Consider the following 19,571-nt stretch of genomic DNA (forward strand, 5'->3'; position numbering starts at 1 on the left):
CGATCACATGTCCTCCGCGGAAGTCGACGCCGGTGTCGATTCGGGTGCGGGCGTCAACCCGATGGCCCGGGCCCACAGCCGGGTCAGCAGGTCCACGGCCGTGCGCTCGTCGGCCGGCTCGCCGAGGTCGAGCCAGACGCGGGCGAAGTGCTCGACCATGCCGCCCAGCATGATCGCGGTCAGCCGCGGGTCGAGCGCGGGGTCGGCCAGGCCCTGCTCCTGGAGGCGGCGCAACCCGTCGGCGCCGCGCCGCACGAACACCTCGCGCAGCTCCAGCAGCAGCTCGCGCAGGCCCTCCTCGGCCGCGGCCTGCTCCAGCATCCGCACCAGCCGCGAGTTGGCCGACCAGGCGCGCAGGTAGAGCCGGTTGGCGGCCTCGATCCGCGCGTACGGGTCGCCGGAGGCCGCGGGGCCCACCACGCTGGCGGCGAACATCTCGCCCACGACCGCCGTGGCCACCTCGCGGAACAGCACCTCCTTGGACGGGAAGTACGTGTAGAAGGTGCCGTGGGAGACGCCGGCCCTGGCGCACACGTCGTCGACCCGCACGGCGTCGTACCCGTGCTCGTCGAACGCCTCCCGGCCGGCCCGCACCAGCGCCTCCCTGGTGCGCCTGCCGCGGGCCGTCAGCGCGTCCGACTTGACGATCACGTCAACAGCGTAACCCCCGTGCCGCGCCGAGGGAAGGCGCCATCACGGAGTCCGGCGGGCCCGCACAGCGGAAGGCGCCCGGCCGGGAACCGGTCGGACGCCTTCGGGTGACGCTCGGGGGACGGGCCCCTCCATGGGTCAGCCGCAGTGGCTCCAGCCCGACTTCCAGGTCTGCGTCTTCCAGCTGCCGCCCCAGATCACGCACTGCTTCTTCGCGCTCTGGCGCACCGGGCCCGCGTACGCGGTGAAGCTGCCCGGGTTCGCGCCGCTGGAGCCGCCCTTCACCTGGAGAATGGCGTTCATCGGGACCTTGCCCGGATACACGTACTTCGACATGGTCGCCACGCAGTTCTGGCCCGAGCCCGCGTTGTAGAGCAGGTAGATCGTGGCGTCGCCGCCGAGCGCGTGGCTGTCGATCACCTTGTAGCCCGCCCCGCACACCTGAGCCGCCGAGTACGGGTTCGGCTTGAGCGGGGCGGCGGTGGTGGGCTTGACCGTCGGCTTCGCGGTGGTCGGCCTGGCCGTGGGCTTCACGGTGGGCTTGGCGGTGGGCTTCGCGGTCGGCTTGGCCGTGGGCTGCGCCGGAGGCTGCGAGACCTGGTCGCCGCCCGGGGTTTCGGTGGGCTCCGCGGCCGGGTCCACCATGTCGTCCGAGTGCTTCTTCGTCCTGGTGGGCTTGCTGGTGGGGGCCGGCGCGGAGGTCTTCTCCTCGTGCTTGGGCTCCTCGTGCTTCGGCGGGGCCACCGTGGCGGGGATCTGTGCCTGGGTGGCGACCGGCTGGAGGGGGCTCGGCTGCTTCTGCGCCGCCGCCGTCTCCGTCGGCTCGGGCTCCTCCAGGTCGGGCGTGGGAATCGCACCGGTCGTCGGCAGGCCCGGCTCGGGGGTGGCCTCCACATGGGGCGGCTCCACCGGCTGCCCGCCGCCCGAGCCGTCGGTGGGGCTCGCCTGGGTCTGGTTGCCCACGGCGACGACCTCGGTGGGCTTGCTCTGGGACTGCACGATGACCGCGCCGGCCACGACGAGCAGGGCCGCGGCGGCGGCGCCGGACAGGGCGAAGGTGAGGGTGCGGCGCTGCTTGGCGGCCTGCTCCGGCTGATCCTGCCCGCCCGGCTGCCCGCCGGGGCCGTTGACGCCGTGGCCGCCCTGACCGGCACGGCCGTTCCCGGGACCGCCGTGACCGCTCCGGCCGTTCGCGGGACCGCTCTGGCCGTTCGCGGGGCCGCTCTGGCCGTTCGCGGGCCCGCCGTGGGCCGCGCCACTGTGGCCGGCGGGCGGGGAGCCGTGGCCGGCGATCGCGGCGGCCAGGTGGGGGTGACCGGCCTGACCGGTGGGGTGGCCGGGGTGGCCGGGGGCGTTCACGCCGCCCATGCCGGGGCCCATCGCGCCGGCGCCCGGCTGGCCGCCGTGCTGGCCCGGCCACGGAGCCTGCCCGCCCGGCCCCACGGGGTGGGCGCCGCCCGCGACAGGCTGCTGCCCGCCGGGGTGCTGCCCGCCTGGCTGGGGCATCCCCTGCTGGGCCGCCCCCGGGTGCTGGCCGGCGGCAGCGGCCTGCGACATGCCGGGGTGCTCGCCTGCGGCGCCCTGATGCGGCGCGCCTTGCTGGGGCATGCCCTGCTGGGCCGCGCCCGGGTGCTGCCCGGCAGCGGCGGCCTGGGACATGCCCGGGTGTCCGCCCGCGGCGGCCTGGGGCGTGCCGGGGTGCGCGCCGGCGGCAGGCCGCGCGCCGGGGTGGCCGCCCGGCTGCTGGGCCGCGTTGGGGAGATGCGCGCCCGTCTGGTGCGGGCCGGAGTGGGGCGCCGCGCCCTGCGGGCCGCCGGAAACGGGCTGACCGCCGGGCACGGGCTGACCACCCGAGACGGGCTGACCGCCGGGTATGGGCTGACCGCCCGAGACGGGCTGACCGCCCGAGACGGGCTGACCACCCGGAACCGCCTGGCCGCCCGTCACCGGCTCGATCGCCGCCTTCGGCGCGGGCTGACCCGTGAGCCGGACGATCAGCTCGTCCGCGCTCGGCCGCACCGCCGGGTCCTTGGACAGGCACAGGGCGACCAGCTCGCCGAGCGTGCCGTCCATCCCGCCGAGCTGCGGCTCCTCGTGCAGGATGCGGTTCATCACGACGGGGATGGAGTCGGCGCCGAACGCCGGCGCGCCCGTCGCGGCGAACACCATGGTGACGCCCCACGCGAACACGTCCGCGGCCTCGGACACCACGCCGCCGCTGAGCTGCTCGGGAGCGAGGTACGAGGGCGTGCCCATGGCCATGCCGGTGGCCGTCGCCCCGGGCGAGTCGAGCGCCCGCGCGATGCCGAAGTCGATCACGACCGGCCCCTCGGGGCCCATGAGCACGTTGGCGGGCTTGAAGTCGCGGTGCAGGATCCCCGCCCGGTGGATGGCCGCCAGCGCGGTCGCCGTACTGATCGCGAGCCGCTCCAGGGCGGCCCCCCGGCGCGGCCCCTCGTTGATGACGAGCTGGCGCAGCGACGGGCCGGGCACGAACTCGCTGACGATGTACGGCCGGCTGCCCTCCAGGTCGGCGTGGAGCACCGGCGCCGTGCAGAACCGCGCCACCCGCTGCGCCACGGCGACCTCGCGCAGGAAGCGGCTGCGGGCCTCCGGGTCGGCGACCGCGGCGTGGTGCAGGAGCTTGACCGCCACCTGCTCGCCGGAGTCGTCACGTCCCAGATAGACGACGCCCTGGCCGCCCTCGCCGAGACGGCCGAGGAGCTCGTAGGCCCCCAGCCGTCGCGGATCGTCCGCCGCCAACGGCTGGTACGGATTCACGTTGGACCCCCATGACCACGCATGACTTCATAACAACTGGGGCAGAACGCTACCAGCGTGATGTTTGGTGCGTGGCCCGACCTTGTCATTTCTTTCATGATTTGTCGGGTCATGTCAGTGCTTGTGTGCGGATTGTGGCCAGGACCACGCTCGCCGTGAGCCCCGCGGACCGGCATGACAGGGGCATGACAGGGGCTAGATGGCCTTGCCCGGGTTGAGGATGCCCAGCGGGTCGAACACCGCCTTGATGCCCTGCTGCACCTCCTGCGCGACCGGCCCGGACTCCAGCGCCAGCCAGCGGCGCTTGAGCAGGCCGACCCCGTGCTCGCCGGTCAGCGTGCCGCCGAGCTCCAGTGCCCGGGTGAACACCTCGTCGGCCGCCGCCCACACGTTCGCCGGCGGCTCGGCCAGGCCGTGCTCGAAGACGAACACCGGGTGCAGGTTGCCGTCACCGGCGTGGGCCACCGTGCAGATCTTCACCTCGTGCCTGGCCGCCGCCGCCTCGATCCCCTCGATCATCTCGGGCAGCACCGAACGCGGCACGCACACGTCCTCCACCAGGCACGCGCCCAGCCGCTCCTTGGCCTCGTAGGCCATGCGGCGCACGCCGATCAGCTCCTCGGTCTCCTGCGGGCTGGAGGAGACGGCCACGAACGAGGCGCCGTTCTCCACGCACAGCGCCTCCATGCGCTCGACCGCGGCCTGGCCGTCGGAGGCGTCGGACTGGCCGATGAGCATGGCGTTCGTCCCGGCCTCCAGCCCGATGTTGCGCCAGTCGTCGATCGCCTCCAGCGTCGCCCGGTCGAGCAGCTCCATCAGCGACGGCTGGCAGCCGGCCGCCATGATGGCCGCCACCGCGGCGCCCGCGTCGCGCAGCGAGCCGAACTCCGCGGCGAACGTCGCCGGCGGCCGGGCGGGCGCGCGCCGCAGCCGCACCGTGGCCGAGGTGATGACGCCGAGCGTGCCCTCCGAGCCGACGAACAGCCCGGTCAGGTCGTAGCCGGTGACACCCTTCATGGTGCGGCGGCCGGTGTCGAGGATCCGCCCGTCGGCCAGCACGACCTCCAGACCGAGCGCCGAGTCGCGGGTCACGCCGTACTTGACGCAGCGCAGCCCGCCCGCGTTGGTCGCCAGGTTGCCGCCGATCGTGGAGATCTCGTACGACGACGGGTCCGGCGCGTACATGAGCCCGTGCTCCCGGGCGGCCCGGTCGAGGTCGGCGGTGATCACGCCGGGCTCCACCACGGCGATCTCGTCGGCGGGCGACAGCTCCCTGATCGCGGTCATGCGGGCGAGGGACAGGACGAGCGAGCCGTCGGTCGCCGTGGCCGCCCCCGCCAGGCCGGTGCCCGCGCCGCGCGGCACGACCGGGACGCGGTGCTCGCTCGCCCAGCGCATCGTGGTGACGACGTCGTCGCGGGTGGCGGCCAGCACCACGCCGAGGGGCTTGCCGGGCTCGACGAACGTGCGGTCGCGCGCGTAGGAGTCGGCCACGTCGGGATCGGTGACGACACGCCCGGCGGGAAGGGCGTCGACCAAGGCATCGATGGGTCTCACATGAAGAACCTTACGGTTTGCGCGTATCGACGCTTACGGCCAGACTGCCCGGGTGGAAGTGACGTGTCCGGTGTGTTCCCAGGCTGACCAGGTCGTCTCCGTGCCGGGAGCCGTGGCGGCGGGGACCACGTACCGCATCGGACGCGTGCGGCTGCCCGGCGAGCGTGAGATCGCCGACCTGCCGACGGCCGTGTCGCTCGGCGCGACCAAGCACCAGATGAGCCGCACCCAGCTCGCCGTGTGGATGTCGTTCCCCAGCCGCCAGTACGCGCCCTGGGTGCGCAACCAGGGCTACATCCTGCTCGGGGTGGCCGCCCTCGTGCACCTGGTGGTGTCGCTGGTGATCGCGATGGGCAAGGACTCCGGCTGGGGCGAGGTGCTGCTCGCGCCGTTCTGCCTCACCGGCCTGTTCTGGGGATTCGGCCTGCTCCAGGTGCTCGGCTCGTACGGCGCCCGCCGGCGCGACCGGGCCGAGGAGCCCGCGCGCGAGCAGGCGCTCCAGGTGTGGGAGCGCCTGCGGTACTGCGCGCGCGACAACGTCGTCTTCGAGCCCGGCGTCGACGGCGTCTCGGTCCATCCGAGCGAGACGCGCGACTACATCTTCGGCTTCAGGCGCGCCGGCCGCTCCTGAAGCCGTTGCGTGCGGCCGCTCTCCGAAGGAGGTGCGGCCGCCTTCGCAAAGAAGCGGTCAGGCGTGCTCGTCGGCGACCAGGCGGGCGCACACGGCGAGGCCGGTGATGGCCTGCTCCAGCTCGTCGAGCCCCGGGAAGGTGGGCGCGATGCGGATGAAGCGGTCGTCGGGGTCCTTGCCGTAGGGGTGGGTGGCGCCGGCCGGGGTGAGCGCGATGCCCGCCGCCTTGGCCTTGGCCACCACCTCGCCGGCGTGTGGCACCTCCAGGCTGATGAAGTAGCCGCCGACCGGGCTGCTCCAGGTGCCGAGGTCGCCCAGCTCCTTGGCCAGCACCCGGTCGACCAGCTCGAACTTCGGCCAGATCAGCTCGGCGTGGCGGCGCATGTGCGCGGCGACGCCCTCGGGGTCGCGCAGGAACTCCACGTGCCGAAGCTGGTTGACCTTGTCGGGGCCGATGGACTGCTTGGAGGTGTTGTACAGGAACCACTCGACGTTGGCGGGGGAGGAGCCGAAGAACGACACGCCGCTGCCCGCCAGCGTCACCTTGGAGGTGGAGGCGTAGACGAACACGCGGTCGGGGTTGCCGTGCTCGGCCGCCAGCGCGAGGAGGTCGGCCAGCTCGGCCGGGGCGTCGGTGAGGTGGTGCACCGCGTAGGCGTTGTCCCAGAAGATCCGGAAGTCGGGCGCGGCGGCCGGCATGGCGGCGAGCCTGCGCACCGTCTCGGCGCTGTAGGTGACCCCGGACGGGTTGCTGTACTTGGGCACGCACCACATGCCCTTGACGCTGGCGTCGGTGGCGACCAGGCGCTCCACGACGTCCATGTCGGGGCCGTCGGCGTTCATCGGGACGGGCACCATCGTGATGCCGAACCGCTCGGTGATCGTGAAGTGGCGGTCGTAGCCGGGCACGGGGCACAGGAACGTGACCTTCGGCTCCTCGACCCACCGCCGCGCGGCGCCCGGGACCGGGGTGAGCAGCGCGTGCACGATCGTGTCGTGCATCAGCGCCAGGCTGGAGTTGCCGCCCACGACGAGCTGGCCCGCGGGCACCTGGACCAGCGGCGCGAACAGCTCGCGCAGCTCCGGCAGGCCCTGCAGGCCGCCGTAGTTGCGGGTGTCGGTGCCGTCGGCGGCGCGGAAGCTCGTCGGCAGGCGGAGCATGTCGTCGGAGAGATCGAGCTGGCGCGGGGACGGCTTGCCACGGGTCAGGTCGAGCGAGAGGCCACGCTGGACGAGGTCGGCGTAGTCGCGCTGAGCGTTCACGAGATTCTCTCCTCCGAATGGGTCGGATACGAAGGATAGAAGAAGCGGCCCCGTGAGCAGGAATCGGTCCGCCATGTGGAAGGACGGACGGGGCGAATCATGACGAACGCGCCGCGGGGCTTCACGCGGGGCGATCGGTGGCGTGCAATGGAGGGCGCCGGGGGTCCGGTACGGCAAGGCCATCACTCCGCCCGGGAGGGAGCAGGCGTGACGACTGTTGGTGAGACCTCGATCGCCCAGGTGAGGCGGCGCCGCACCGGCACCGTGGTCGTCTCCTGGCTGTCCACGACCGACCACAAGGTCATCGGCTACCTCTACCTGATCACCTCGTTCGTGTTCTTCCTGGTCGCCGGGGTCATGGCCATGGTGATGCGCGCGGAGCTGGCCCGGCCCGGCATGCAGCTCGTCAGCCAGGAGCACTACAACCAGCTCTTCACCATGCACGGCACCGCGATGCTGCTCATGTTCGCCACGCCGCTGTTCGCCGGGTTCGCCAACGTCGTGATGCCGCTGCAGATCGGGGCGCCGGACGTGGCGTTCCCGCGGCTGAACGCGGTGGCGTACTGGCTGTTCCTGTTCGGCAGCCTGATCGCGACGGCGGGGTTCTTCACCCCGGGAGGCGCGGCCGACTTCGGCTGGTTCGCCTACACACCGCTCGCCTCGGCGACCTACTCGCCCGGCATGGGCGGCGACTTATGGATCATGGGCCTCGCGCTGTCGGGCCTCGGCACGATCCTCGGGTCGGTCAACTTCATCACCACGATCATCGGGATGCGCGCGCCCGGCATGACGATGTTCCGGATGCCGATCTTCACCTGGAACACCCTGCTGACCAGCATGCTCGTGCTCATGGCGTTCCCCGTGCTGGCCGCCGCGCTGCTCGTGCTGGAGTCGGACCGCAAGCTCGGCACCCACGTGTTCGACGCGGCCAACGGCGGCCCGATGATCTGGCAGCACCTGTTCTGGTTCTTCGGCCATCCCGAGGTCTACATCATCGCGCTGCCGTTCTTCGGGATCATCACCGAGGTCATCCCCGTCTTCTCCCGCAAGCCGATCTTCGGCTACATGGGGCTGGTCGGCGCGACGATCGCGATCGCCGGCCTGTCGATGACGGTGTGGGCGCACCACATGTTCCCGACCGGGCAGGTGCTGCTGCCGTTCTTCTCGTTCATGACGTTCCTCATCGCGGTGCCGACCGGGGTGAAGTTCTTCAACTGGATCGGCACCATGTGGCGCGGCCACATCAGCTTCCAGACGCCGATGCTGTTCGCGATCGGCTTCCTGGTGACGTTCCTGCTCGGGGGCCTGACCGGCGTCATCCTGGCCTCGCCGCCGCTCGACTTCCACATCAGCGACACCTACTTCGTGGTCGCGCACTTCCACTACGTGGTGTTCGGGACGGTCGTGTTCGCGATGTTCGCCGGCTTCTACTTCTGGTGGCCCAAGATGACCGGGCGGATGCTCGACGACCGGCTCGGCAAGGTGCACTTCTGGACCCTCTTCGCGGGCTTCCACACGACGTTCCTCGTGCAGCACTGGCTGGGGGCGGCCGGGTTCCCGCGCCGCTACGCCGACTACAGCCCCGCCGACGGGTTCACGGCGCTGAACGAGATCTCGTCGGTGGGCGCGTTCCTGCTGGGCCTGTCCACGCTGCCGTTCCTCTACAACGTCTGGAAGACCGCCCGGCGCGCCCCGCGCGTCACGGTGGACGACCCGTGGGGGTTCTGCAACTCCCTCGAATGGGCGACTTCGTGCCCGCCGCCGCGGCACAACTTCACGTTCATGCCGCCCATCCGCTCCGAACGGCCCGCCTTCGACCTGCACTACCCGCACGAGAAGCCCGCCACGGACCGGGAGGAGAAGGGAACGGCGGACTGATCTTTCCCGGCGCGGGTCCCGGCGCTTGGGTGGATGTACCCGATCTGTCGCACATTGCCCGGTGAGTCGTCCATCGTGGGACGCGCTCGTCGCGCTGCTCTGCTACGGGGCGGCCGTCGCCGGCGGAGTGACCGCCATAACCCTCCTATTCTGAAATGTCCTAAATACATCACATTTCAACAACGCCCTTTACGTCCCCTTTACCCACCCTCTAACGTCCGGCATTGCACACCCTATGGCCATGCGCCCGGCGATCCCGGGCAGAGAGGGTTCCTGGTGCCCAGCACGAAACGCCTGTTAACAGCCATGCCCGCGGCGGCCCTGCTCGCGGCCGCGCTCACCGTCCCCGCCGCCACCTCCCCGGCGGCGGCGTCGGCGGCCGTGTACCAGCCGACGAGGGCCGACTACTACATCAACTACGCCCCGCCCCGGGACGAGCCGGAACCCGGCGAGCCGCCGTCGCCCAACAGCCGGCGCGCCCGCGCTCAGTCCCCGGCGGAAAAGGTCGACCGTAAGTACACCGAGGGCAACCCGGCGGCCGCCCGCGTCCTCGCCGCGCGCGAGCAGGAGGCCATCAAGACCGGCCGAAACCCCGCTGAATTCATCTTCAAGAACGCGAAGCAGACGAAGACCGCCAAGCTTCTCACGCTGCTCGTCGAGTTCAACGAGAACGCCAACGACGACTTCTCCGGCTTCAACCGGCTGCGCACCCCGGACAGCGCCCCCGACGACTGCGTCGTCGAGCCGCCCGGCACCCTGAAGAACGGGCCGCTGCACAACAACATCCCCGACCCGGCCACGCTCCCGCACCAGGACAACAACTCGTTCTGGGTCAAGGACTTCAGCACCGAGCACTTCAACAAGATGCTCTACACCGACAAGGGCATCACCGAGCGCGTCCGCCCCGACCTCAAGGACCCGCGCGACGGCAAGCCCGGCATCGACATCTCCGGCTTCACGATGAAGAAGATGTACGAGGAGATGTCCAAGGGCGCCTACTCCGTCACCGGCTCGGCCGCCGGCTGGATCAAGGCCCCGCACTCCGAGGCGTGGTACGGCGCGGCCGCCTGCGGCGGGGCGCCCCAGGACATGTCCGGCCACCCCGACAACCCGACCGGCGCCGGCCAGCTCGCCATCGACGCCGTCAACGTCCTGGCCCAGACCCAGCCGAACTTCCCGTGGGCCGACTACGACCTCGAGGACGTCTCCGACGCCGACGGCGACGGCAACTACGCCGAGCCCGACGGCGTGATCGACCACCTCGTCCTCGTCCACGCCGGCAAGGACAAGTCCGCCGACGGCGGCGCCGAGGGCACGTACGCCATCTGGGCCCACTCCAGCGCCGTCGCCGGCGGCTACAAGGTGCCCGGCAGCGACAAGAAGATCTCCAACTACATCGTGCAGCCCGAGGACTCCGGCGTCGGCGTCTTCGCCCACGAGTACGGCCACGACCTCGGCCTGCCCGACCTGTACGACACCAGCGGCGCGGCCAGCAGCGCCGTGGACTTCTGGGACCTCATGTCCAGCGGCTCCCACTCCGGGCCGATCTTCCAGTCGATGCCCTCGCACATGGGCCTCTGGGACAAGTGGGTGCTCGGCTGGGCCAACCCGAAGGTGTTCAACCCGGGCGACGCCGCCAAGCTCGTGACCGTCGGCCAGTCGTCGCGCACGCCCAAGCTCACCCAGGACGGCGTCCGCGTCAACCTCGCCTCCACGCCGCTGAAGATGGTCGACCCGCACAGCGGCGCCAACGCGTGGTGGTCCGGCATGGACCAGGAATGGGCCAACGTCTCCCTCACCCGCGACGTGCCCGTCCCCGCCGGGAGCGACGTCCGCTTCTGGATGTGGAACAACTACGACATCGAGCAGGACTGGGACTTCGGCTTCGTCGAGGTGTCCACCGACGGCGGCCAGACCTGGGCGCAGCAGAAGGTGTACGACGAGGCCGGCAACGAGGTCACCACGCCCGACGGCTACCCGGACCCGAACAAGAACCTCAAGACGTTCGGTGACAAGAAGTACGGCCTCACCGGCAGCACCAACGGCTGGCGGCACGACTACGTCAACCTCACGCCGTTCGCCGGCAAGAGCATCAAGCTGCGCCTGACGTCCAACACCGACGCCGCCTTCACCCCGCGCGGCTGGCACGCCGACGACTTCCAGCTCACCAACGGCGGCACCGCCGTCTGGAGCGACGACGTCGAGAACGGCGCCAACGGCTGGAAGGCGACCGGCGGCACCTTCACCAACACCAGCGGCCAGGGCTGGACCATCAACAACGGCTCCCGCCAGATCGACCGCTTCTACCTCGCCGAGTGGCGCAACTTCGACGGCTTCGACAAGGGCCTGCAGTTCGCCTACGACAGCACGTACTCGCGGGACGGCGCCTGGAAGGTGCAGAAGGTCAAGTACAACGCGCCCGGCCTGCTCGTCTGGTACCGCGACTCCACCTTCACCAACAACTCGATCGGCAACAACCTCCAGCTCCCGCCGAGCATCGGCTCCAAGGGCAGCCTGCTCGTGGTCGACTCCCACTACGACCCGCTGCGCCGCACCGGCACGGCGGCCGCCAAGGACCCGACCCGGCACAAGAACATGGAGGGCCGCTCGCAGTCGTCCAACGCCGCCTTCTCCTTCGGCAAGACGTACCCGTTCAAGGAGTGCCTGGAGGCCGCGGACGAGCCGTTCAGCGAGTACTGCACGGACGTCCCCGCGCTGAACGGCGTGCCGAACTTCACCGACGCCAAGACCTGGTACCCGGGCCTGGAGGTGCAGGACGGCAGCCTGTACTACCGCGACTTCGACGCCTCGACGGTGGTGCCCTCCAAGGGCGACCAGCCGTACAGCACCCGCGTCGTGCACCTCGACGGCACCCCCGCCACCGAGCTGTACGGCACGGACATGGGCAACGGCCACAAGCTCGGCTCCGGCAACCCCGGCGACGAGGGCAAGGCCCTGGGCGTCCAGTTCAAGCTGGTCTCCCCGCTGCCGGGCAACCTGGGCGCGATCGTCCAGGTGACCCCGCCCAAGAAGTGATCTCCACGCGCTGATCCGCAGGGCCGCCGGGACACCCCCCGGCGGCCCTACGATTGGGCACTATGAGCGAACTGCGCACCAAGGCCGAGCACACCGAGGCGATCCGCAAGGACCGCCGCGTGGCAGTGGTGATCAACACTCGCTCACGCCGCGGCCGGCGCCACTACGTCGAGGTCATCGAGCGGCTGCACCAGCTCGGCTTCGAGCCGCTGGCCGAGATCGGCGTCTACAACCCCAAGCGGCTGCGCGAGCTCCTCGACACCGCCCTGGCCACCCGCCCCGACCTGCTCGTCGTCGGCGGCGGCGACGGCACGCTGTCCTCCGCCGTCCGCCACGTCGCCCACCGCGACGTCGCCCTCGGCGTGCTGCCGCTCGGCACCACCAACAACTTCGCCCGCAGCCTCGGCCTGCCGCTCGACCTCGCGGGCGCGATCCGGGTCTTCGAGACGGGCAAGGTCGCCGACATCGACCTCGGCATGGCCGACGACCGGCCCTTCGCCAACCTGGCCAGCTTCGGCGTCTCGGTCGAGGTGGCGGGCAAGGTCAAGCCGTGGCTCAAGCGGATCGTGGGCCGTCCCGCGTACCCGCTCACGGCTCTCACCATCCTGCCGGGCCACCGGCCGTTCCGGGCGTACATCACCGTCGACGGCACGCGGCACGAGCTGCTCACCCACCAGCTCAACATCGCCAACGGCCGCTTCCACGGCGGCTGGCAGGTCGCCAAGGACATCAGCATCGACAACGGCATGCTCGTGGCCTACCAGCTCGGGTCCGGCAAGAAGCTGCGGCTGCTCGGCGAGACGCTGGCGCGCGCCACGACGGGCCGCTGGCGCAGCCTGGCCGGCGGGCCGTTCGTGGTGGGGCGCGAGATGCTGCTGGAGACGGACCCGCCGATGGCGGCGGACGTGGACGGCGAGGTACGCCTGCGCACGCCGATCCGGCTGCGGGTGGTGCCGAACGGGGTCCGCGTCATGGTCCCGTCCTCCTTCGAGGACCGCTGACCCCGTCGTACCTGCTGGAGGGGCTCGAAGCGCGGTCCTCACGGGGGGCGCGCTTCGCGCGACGAGGCTCGGGCTGTGACAGCGGGGGAGCTGCGACGGCCGGCGGCGAACACGGCCGGATGCCCGCGAGTCGATCGTCGACCTGGCCCATGCGGTGATCGCCGAGCAGCATGGGAGGGCATGGCTGACCTGCCCGGCGCACGCCTTCGGGCCGCATCCGGCAGAGGCAGGCGGGCCGGCGCTCCGGACCTGCGAGGGCGGTGGCGGGCACGCGGTGGCGGCGGTCGGGGAGCTGGGGTGACGGGGCCAGACAGTGGGATTCGGGACCCTCGCTGAGGCGTGTCCGGATGTGACAGAACACCGTCATGGCGGCCACGTGCCGCCACCCGTGACAATGGACGCATGCCCGCTCCACACCGTGTCGTCGTCGCCGTGTTCCCCGATGTCGATCTCCTCGACGTCACCGGGCCCGCGGAAGTGTTCGCGGTCGCGAACCGGGAGATGGCCGGGGGGACGCCCTACCAGGTGCTCCTGGCCGGGCCCGACGGCGGTCAGGTGCGGACCAGCGCCGGGGTCCGGCTCGCCACCGACCTGTCGGTCGACCAGGTCGGCGAGCGGGTGGACACGCTCGTGGTGCCCGGTGCGGTGGACGGCCGGGGCATGCCGGTGATCGATCCGGCCCTGGTCGGCTGGATCGGCGAGACCGCCCGGCACGCGGGCCGGGTCGCGTCGGTGTGCGTCGGCGCGCACCTGCTGGCCGCCGCCGGGCTGCTGTCGGGCCGGACGGCGACCACGCACTGGGCCACCGCCGACCGGCTGGCCGCCGAGCATCCCGACGTGACCGTGGACCCCGACCCGATCTACGTCCGGTCGGGGAACGTCTGGACCGGCGCGGGCATCACCGCCTGCATGGACCTCGCGCTCGCCCTGGTCGCCGAGGACCACGGCGAACGGCTCGCCCTGGCGGTCGCCCGGCAACTGGTGATGTACCTCAAGCGGCCGGGCGGGCAGAGCCAGTTCAGCGTCCCGCTGTGGCTGGCGCCGAGCGAGCGGCGCGACATCGACGAGCTGCGGGCGTGGATCACCGCGAACCTCGCCGCCGACCTGTCGGCGGCGGCCCTCGCGGAACGGATGTGTCTCAGCGAACGGCACTTCGCGCGGGTCTTCCGCAAGGAGACCGGCGTCACCCCGGCCGCCTACGTGGAGGCGGCCCGGGTGGAGGCGGCGCGGCGGCTGCTGGAGGGCACCGACGAGCCGCTCGACCAGGTGGCCGCCGCGTGCGGGCTGGGCTCGGTGGAGACGCTGCACCGGGCGTTCCGGCGGCGGCTCGGCACCACCCCGGCGGCCTACCGGCGACGGTTCCGCACCGCCGCCTAGCTTCTCTTCCCCGCACCGGCCGGCGGTTCACCCTGCCGGTTTTCCGGTAATTCTGGCTGGAATTAACGACAATTCAGGAGCACGAGATGACTGTTTCGACGACCCTGCGCGACGTGATCGGCCTGGAGGGCGCGTTGCCGGCGCTGTCCACCGGCACCCTGATCATGATCGACTTCCAGAACACCTACCGCACCGGCGTCATGGCGCTCCCGGACGCCGACCGCGCCCTGGACGCCGCCGCCCGCCTGCTGGACCGGGCCCGCGCCGCGGGGACCCCCGTGGTGCACGTCGTCAACGACGGCGGCGAAGGCACCCTGTACGACATCCGCGCCGAGATCGGGCAGATCGCCACGGCCGTCACGCCCCGGGACGGCGAACCGGTCGTGGTGAAGCGGTTCCCGAACGCGTTCCACGAGACCGACCTGCCGGAGACGCTGCGCCGGCTGGGCGCCGGGCCGGACCTGGTGCTGGCGGGCTTCATGACCCACATGTGCGTGCAGTTCACCGCCCAGGGCGCGTTCAACCTCGGCTACCGGCCCACGGTCGTGGCCGAGGCGTGCGCGACCCGGCCGCTGGCGGGCCCGGGCGGCGCGCCGATCGCGGCCGATCTCCTGCACGCCGCCGCCCTGACCACGATCGGTGACCTGTTCGGCCGGGTAGCCACCCGCGTGGCCGACCTGCCCGCCTGACCGGCCCCGTCCAGATCGCGGGTGCGCGCCCGCGACCTGGACGAGGTCACTCGGTGCCCCGGCCCAAGGGTCCGAACGCCACGCCCTTGTCCCGCTTCAGGACCTGGTCCCCCGGGCCATACGCGGTGACCGTGACCGGTGGCGAGTCCAGGAGGGTGGGCGGCTCGCCGACGGCGTCCTTGCCGTCGTCGGGGTCCGGGATCAGTTTCCCCGGCACCCGGGCGATGAAGAAGCCGTTGGCCAGGCGCGCATCGGTACGCCGCCCGTCCGCCCAGTCGATCTCGACCCGCCGTACATCGGTGGTGACCCGGCCGACGACGATCCGGTAGATGTCGTCCTTCTCGGCCTGGTCCGGCCCCACCGTGTACGAGTGGTCATGGCTGGTGTACGCGTCCACCTGCAGGGGGCCCGGGAAGCCGGTCAGGCTGCCCGGAGCCTTGAACCCCCAGTACGTGAAGACGGCTCGCGGCTGGTTCTCCTTCTGCGTGGTCGGCGTGCACAGGACGAAACCGGACAGGCTGCCGACCAGAGCGGTGGACCCGCCCTTGTCCCGGTACTCCACCAGCTCCCGGAAGTCCTTGACCGTGCCGTACTGGGTCATCCGCCGGTTACCGTCCATGTTGTGCACCGGACTTCCCTTGGGCATGCACTCCCGTACGCTCCGCAACTGCTCAGGGGTGTTGGCCGGCAGGTGTTCCACCCTCGCCGCGGCGACCTGGCCGGAGCCTCCGGACGTCATGACGAGCACCGAGGTGATCACCGAGGCGGCCGCGGCGAGCCCGGCGACCGACCATGACGCGCGCCGGCGCCGCACGGCGGCGTTGCGTGCCCGTGTGGCGTGGGCGAGCCCGTCGACGGGCCTGGCCTCGCCCGCCATGAGGCGCAGTTCCGCGGAGATCTGCTGTTCGTCGATGGTCATCTCAGGCCTCCAGGGTGACGGTCGTGCCGAGCAGCTCGCGCAACCGGGCGATGGCTTGGTGGGTCTGGCTGCGCACGGTCCCCACCGAGCAGCCCATGATCTTGGCGGCCTCGGACTCCGAGAGGTCCTCGTAATAACGGAGCACCAGGACCGCCCTCTTGCGCGGCGGCAGGACCCGTAGCGCCTGGGCGAGGGTGATGCGCGTCTCGACCTCGTGAGTCCGGTCGTCCGTGGCCCGGTCCGGCGGGGTCAGCACCAGCCGTTCGCGGGACCAGCGCGGGCTTCGCCAGCGCCCGACCTGTTCGTGGTACATGACCTGGCGCGCGTACGCCTCCGGATTGTCGCGGATGCGCCGCCAGTGTCCCGCGGTCTTGGCCAGCGCCGTCTGGAGCAGGTCCTCGGCCGCGTGCTGATCGCTGGTCAGGAGGTAGGCGAACCTGATCAGCCTGTCGGAGCGGGCGGTGACGAAGTCGGTGAAGTCTCGCTGCTGCTCGGGGTTCAAAAGTTCTCCTCGGGTGTCACCTCCTTAGATGCGGTCGGGCCCGCGGATCTATGGTGTGGCGCCGGAGGGCGGTTTCCCGACCCGGCGTGCCGGCCGCCCCGGCTCGTTCGCCGCCTGTTCCCTGGCCCAGGCCAGCAGCAGGTCGGACCTGCTCGGCGGCTCGCCGTCGGCCGTCTCCTGGTATCTGGCGGCGGCCTCAGGTCCGACGTCGACGGGCCAGACGGTGATCAGATACACCTCCGGGCAGACCTGCCGGTACGCCTCGTTGTTGCGGCTCCTGCCGCGGGCGTGGACCCGCATCCGGTAGCGGCCCGGCGCCTGCGGGGTGAGGCCGGGGAACCCCGGGGGAGGCTCGCCCATCAACCCGCACAGCACCGTCTCGCCGGTCAACGTGATGAGGTCGATCTCCGTGCCCGCCTCCCACGCGCCGGGGGGAGGCGTGGGCGGGGTGGCCGTCGCGAGCTGGATCGTCACGTCGAGAAAGCCCGTGTGCACCCCCGTCCAGATCACCGCGAGCCCCGGCCGGGAGGAGGCCAGGTCGTCGAGTGAGTGGTCCGGATTGCCCTTGTCGAACGCGCGGTCGCCCACCGTGAGCTGGTGGTAGGAGACGAAGACCCGCTCCGCTCGTTCTGTGCGCACGATCTCGGCCATGGAGGTGATCGTAAGGCGCGATGATCATCTCATGTGCCTGTCGCGCCGACGCCTGACGGCCGTCGTCTCCGAAGCCGGCTATCGCGATGACGAACCGCTCGTCGCCGGGATACGGCCTCGTCCTTGGGCCGCATGCCCCTTGGCCTTGTAGAGCGGTTGCACCTCCGGGGCGAGCCTGTGGGAGCCGTCCAGCAGCCGCCGCGCCGCGAGCTGGTCCCGGCGCAGCAGCGTGACGACCTCGCGCAGCGGCGCCGGTTCGCAGAGCCCGTACGGGGTCTCGACCAGGCCAGTAGAGTGCCGCTCGATGAACCCCGATCGGACCAACACCCTCATCCACGCGTTGTCGGCCTGGATCGACCAGTCGCCCGACAACCTTCACCGTGACCCCGAGGCGCTGCTGTGGGGCAGGGTCGCCAAGGTCGCCGAGGAGGCGGGCGAGGCGATCAACGCCCTCGTCGGCGTCACCGGCCAGAACCCCCGCAAGGGCCGCTCCGCCACCCGGAAGGAGCTGGAGTACGAGCTGCTGGACGTGGCGTTGACGGCCCTGACCGCCCTCGCGCACCTGCGCGCCGACGAGCCGGAACCGGCGGCCCTGCTCGACCTGCTCGCCGGGCACGCCGAAGCCGTCGCCCGGCGCGCCGGGCTCGCCTGAGCACCTCACCCCGAGCCACGGTTCGCCTGAGCGCCTCACCCGAGCCACGGTTCGCCTGAGCGCCTCACTCGGGGGCGGGCAGACCGTACGTGACGCCGGTGAGGCGTTCGGACAGCCGCCACAGCCGCTGGGCCGTGACGACGTCGCGGATGGCGCGCTCGCGGCCGCGCGCCGTGGGCTCGCCCCGCAGTTGCAGGAACCCGTCGGGCACGATGTACCGGCCTCCGGGCAGGTCCGGGACCGTCGCCGCGAACAGGGACGTCTTGGCGCCCTCGGGCGTGGGGCGGAAGGCCGCGCGCACGAGCAGGCCGGTCAGGGTCGTGTACAGCCTTCCCCGCGCGCTGTTGGCGCCGCCGGTCAGCACGTTGGTACGGGTCAGTCCGGGCGCCACGGCCATGCTGCGCAGCGCCAGTCCCGCGGCGTCGGCCCGGCGCTGCAGCTCCATCGCGAAGTAGAGGTTCGCCCGCTTGGCCTGCACATAGGCGAACGCCGCGCGGTAGCGCCGCTCGGCGTTGAGGTTGCCGAGGTCGAAGCGGGCGAAGCGCTGCCCCTCGCTGCTGACGGTGACCACGCGCGGGTCCGGCGCGGCGAGCAGGTGCGGCAGGAGCAGGCCGGTCAGCGCGAACGTGCCGAGGTGGTTGACGCCGAACTGCGACTCGAAGCCGTCCTCGGTCAGGGCGAACGGCACCATGGCCACGCCGGCGTTGTTCACCAGCAGGTCGAGCCGGTCGTGGTCCCAGCCGGAGGCGAACTCCCGGATGGAGGCGAGACTGGCCAGATCCACGCGGCGCGTCTCCAGGCGGGCGCCCGGCGCCTCGGCCCGCATGCGGTCGAGCGCGGCCCGGCCGCGTCCCGGGTCGCGGCAGGCCAGGACGACGTGGGCGCCGCGGCGCGCCAGCTCTCGGGCCGTGACGTAGCCGATGCCGCTGTTCGCGCCGGTCACGACCGCCACCCGGCCGGACTGGTCGGCCATGTCGTCGAAGGTCCACGGGGGACGAGGGGGACGGGCACGCATGGTGAACACCTCGGGGGTCGCGGGGAAGCCGGTATCGCAACTTGGAGTTGCGATAGATTCATCCTGCCCATCGTCCCCTCGTATCGCAACTTGGAGTTGCAATGGAGTCTTCCCGTTCCACGGCCCGGCCCGTCGGCCGCGGCGCCAAGGTGCGCGCGGCGGTCCACGCCGCCACGCTCGCCGAGCTCGTGGACAAGGGGTACGCGGCGCTGACCGTCGAAGGCGTCGCCCAGCGGGCCGGGGTCCACAAGACGACGGTGTACCGGCGCTGGAAGGACCGCGAGAGCCTGCTCGTCGACGCCCTCGCCGAGCACCTGGCGGCGGACGTGCCCGTCCCCGACACCGGGACGGTCGAGGACGACCTGCGGGCGCTGGCCCGCTCGCTCGTCCAGTCGTACACCAGCCCGACCGGGCGGGCCGTCCTGGCCGCCATGTTCACCGGAGCGGCCCATCTGCCGGAGATCGCCGCCGCGGGCGGTCACGTCTTCCGCGACCGGCTGACCAGGGCCGAGCCGGTGGTGCGGCGTGCCGTCGAGCGGGGCGAACTGCCCGTGGGCACCGACCCGGGCGAGGTCCTCAGGACTCTCGCCGCGCCGGTCTACCTGCGGCTGCTCGTCACGGGCGACCCGGTGGACGAGACCACCGCCGACCAGGCCGCCCGGGTGACGCTCGCCGCCGCGCGGGCCGGCGCCTTCGCGCCGCCCGACGCCGACGCCGACGCCGCAGCGCCGTAAGTGATTGCTTACGCCGCGACGAGGCACGAGCTGTACAGTGAAATCATGAACCCTCCGGGATCGTGGTGCGAGCGGCCCGAGCCGCAGGCTCCCTCGTGCGAGCTCCCGTCGCCGTGGAGCGAGCCGAAGCGACCGGCCGGCTGGTGCGAGACTCCCCAGTCGCCGGTCGTGTCCCTCCTCGGCCACCTGCTGAAGGCCGCGGCCAGGCGCTGACGGTCTGCGGGCCGTAGCCGA

At 71.8% G+C, this 19,571-nt stretch carries 17 protein-coding genes; 9 read left to right on the forward strand and 8 right to left on the reverse strand.

The genetic code is table 11. The annotated features are described in order from the left end of the window. Nucleotides 1-3 precede the first annotated feature (3 nt). The 3 genes from HD595_RS32130 to HD595_RS32145 form a co-directional block, all read right to left on the reverse strand. Nucleotides 4-651: a TetR/AcrR family transcriptional regulator gene (locus HD595_RS32130; protein ID WP_253775568.1), complete on the reverse strand. Its 648-nt coding sequence runs from the start codon at nt 649-651 to the stop codon at nt 4-6. Between the two features lie 138 nt (nt 652-789). Continuing rightward, entirely contained in the window at nt 790-3,432 is a 2,643-nt protein-coding gene (locus HD595_RS46245) for a serine/threonine protein kinase (RefSeq protein WP_308211286.1), read from the reverse strand. A gap of 195 nt (nt 3,433-3,627) precedes the next feature. After that, nucleotides 3,628-4,989: an FAD-binding oxidoreductase gene (locus HD595_RS32145; protein WP_253775570.1), complete on the reverse strand. Its 1,362-nt coding sequence runs from the start codon at nt 4,987-4,989 to the stop codon at nt 3,628-3,630. 100 nt (nt 4,990-5,089) lie between these two features. Here HD595_RS32145 and HD595_RS32150 point away from each other — a divergent pair, with 100 nt between their 5' ends. Then, nucleotides 5,090-5,620, forward strand: a complete 531-nt coding sequence (locus HD595_RS32150; protein ID WP_253775572.1) for a hypothetical protein — start codon at nt 5,090-5,092, stop codon at nt 5,618-5,620. A gap of 57 nt (nt 5,621-5,677) precedes the next feature. Here HD595_RS32150 and HD595_RS32155 read toward each other — a convergent pair whose 3' ends face one another. Beyond that, a complete protein-coding gene (locus HD595_RS32155; protein ID WP_253775574.1) occupies nt 5,678-6,883 on the reverse strand; it encodes an aspartate aminotransferase type Ic in 1,206 nt (401 codons plus the stop codon). Nucleotides 6,884-7,090: 207 nt separating this feature from the next. Here HD595_RS32155 and ctaD point away from each other — a divergent pair, with 207 nt between their 5' ends. The 5 genes from ctaD to HD595_RS32180 all read left to right on the forward strand — a co-directional run bounded on the left by ctaD (nt 7,091) and on the right by HD595_RS32180 (nt 14,864). Continuing rightward, nucleotides 7,091-8,761 carry an aa3-type cytochrome oxidase subunit I gene (gene ctaD, locus HD595_RS32160; protein WP_253775576.1) on the forward strand — a complete coding sequence of 557 codons (1,671 nt, stop codon included), beginning with the start codon at nt 7,091-7,093 and terminating at the stop codon, nt 8,759-8,761. Nucleotides 8,762-9,067: 306 nt separating this feature from the next. Next, the gene (locus HD595_RS32165) at nt 9,068-11,797 is read left to right on the forward strand and encodes an immune inhibitor A domain-containing protein (protein WP_253775578.1); all 2,730 of its coding nucleotides are present in this window, start codon (nt 9,068-9,070) and stop codon (nt 11,795-11,797) included. Between the two features lie 62 nt (nt 11,798-11,859). After that, nucleotides 11,860-12,798: a diacylglycerol/lipid kinase family protein gene (locus HD595_RS32170; RefSeq protein WP_253775580.1), complete on the forward strand. Its 939-nt coding sequence runs from the start codon at nt 11,860-11,862 to the stop codon at nt 12,796-12,798. Between the two features lie 402 nt (nt 12,799-13,200). After that, the gene (locus HD595_RS32175; protein ID WP_253775581.1) at nt 13,201-14,175 is read left to right on the forward strand and encodes a GlxA family transcriptional regulator; all 975 of its coding nucleotides are present in this window, start codon (nt 13,201-13,203) and stop codon (nt 14,173-14,175) included. A gap of 86 nt (nt 14,176-14,261) precedes the next feature. Beyond that, on the forward strand, nt 14,262-14,864 hold the full coding sequence (locus HD595_RS32180) for an isochorismatase family protein (RefSeq protein ID WP_253775583.1): 603 nt from the start codon (nt 14,262-14,264) through the stop codon (nt 14,862-14,864). Between the two features lie 46 nt (nt 14,865-14,910). Here the strand turns inward: HD595_RS32180 and HD595_RS32185 are convergent, their stop codons facing one another. From HD595_RS32185 to HD595_RS32195, 3 genes are read right to left on the reverse strand one after another with little or no spacing between them, the layout of a single operon-like run. Continuing rightward, nucleotides 14,911-15,783 (reverse strand): hypothetical protein, encoded by an 873-nt coding sequence (locus HD595_RS32185; protein WP_253775585.1) that lies wholly within the window; start codon nt 15,781-15,783, stop codon nt 14,911-14,913. A gap of 1 nt (nt 15,784) precedes the next feature. Continuing rightward, entirely contained in the window at nt 15,785-16,285 is a 501-nt protein-coding gene (locus HD595_RS32190; RefSeq protein ID WP_253775587.1) for a SigE family RNA polymerase sigma factor, read from the reverse strand. Nucleotides 16,286-16,333: 48 nt separating this feature from the next. Continuing rightward, the gene (locus HD595_RS32195; protein WP_253775589.1) at nt 16,334-16,936 is read right to left on the reverse strand and encodes a hypothetical protein; all 603 of its coding nucleotides are present in this window, start codon (nt 16,934-16,936) and stop codon (nt 16,334-16,336) included. A 304-nt stretch (nt 16,937-17,240) separates the two neighbouring features. Between HD595_RS32195 and HD595_RS32200 the strand changes: the two genes are divergently transcribed. Continuing rightward, on the forward strand, nt 17,241-17,588 hold the full coding sequence (locus HD595_RS32200; protein WP_253775591.1) for a MazG-like family protein: 348 nt from the start codon (nt 17,241-17,243) through the stop codon (nt 17,586-17,588). A gap of 64 nt (nt 17,589-17,652) precedes the next feature. On the opposite strand, the gene HD595_RS32205 is transcribed toward HD595_RS32200, so the two are convergent. Next, entirely contained in the window at nt 17,653-18,603 is a 951-nt protein-coding gene (locus HD595_RS32205) for an oxidoreductase (RefSeq protein WP_253775593.1), read from the reverse strand. Nucleotides 18,604-18,704: 101 nt separating this feature from the next. On the opposite strand from HD595_RS32205, the gene HD595_RS32210 reads away from it, so the two are divergent. Together HD595_RS32210 and HD595_RS32215 are read left to right on the forward strand one after the other, a co-directional pair. After that, nucleotides 18,705-19,337 carry a TetR/AcrR family transcriptional regulator gene (locus HD595_RS32210; RefSeq protein WP_253775595.1) on the forward strand — a complete coding sequence of 211 codons (633 nt, stop codon included), beginning with the start codon at nt 18,705-18,707 and terminating at the stop codon, nt 19,335-19,337. A 45-nt stretch (nt 19,338-19,382) separates the two neighbouring features. Next, nucleotides 19,383-19,550 carry a hypothetical protein gene (locus tag HD595_RS32215; RefSeq protein WP_253775597.1) on the forward strand — a complete coding sequence of 56 codons (168 nt, stop codon included), beginning with the start codon at nt 19,383-19,385 and terminating at the stop codon, nt 19,548-19,550. Nucleotides 19,551-19,571 lie beyond the last annotated feature (21 nt).

It is taken from the genome of Nonomuraea roseoviolacea subsp. carminata (assembly GCF_024172185.1).
GTDB classification, from domain to species: domain Bacteria; phylum Actinomycetota; class Actinomycetes; order Streptosporangiales; family Streptosporangiaceae; genus Nonomuraea; species Nonomuraea roseoviolacea.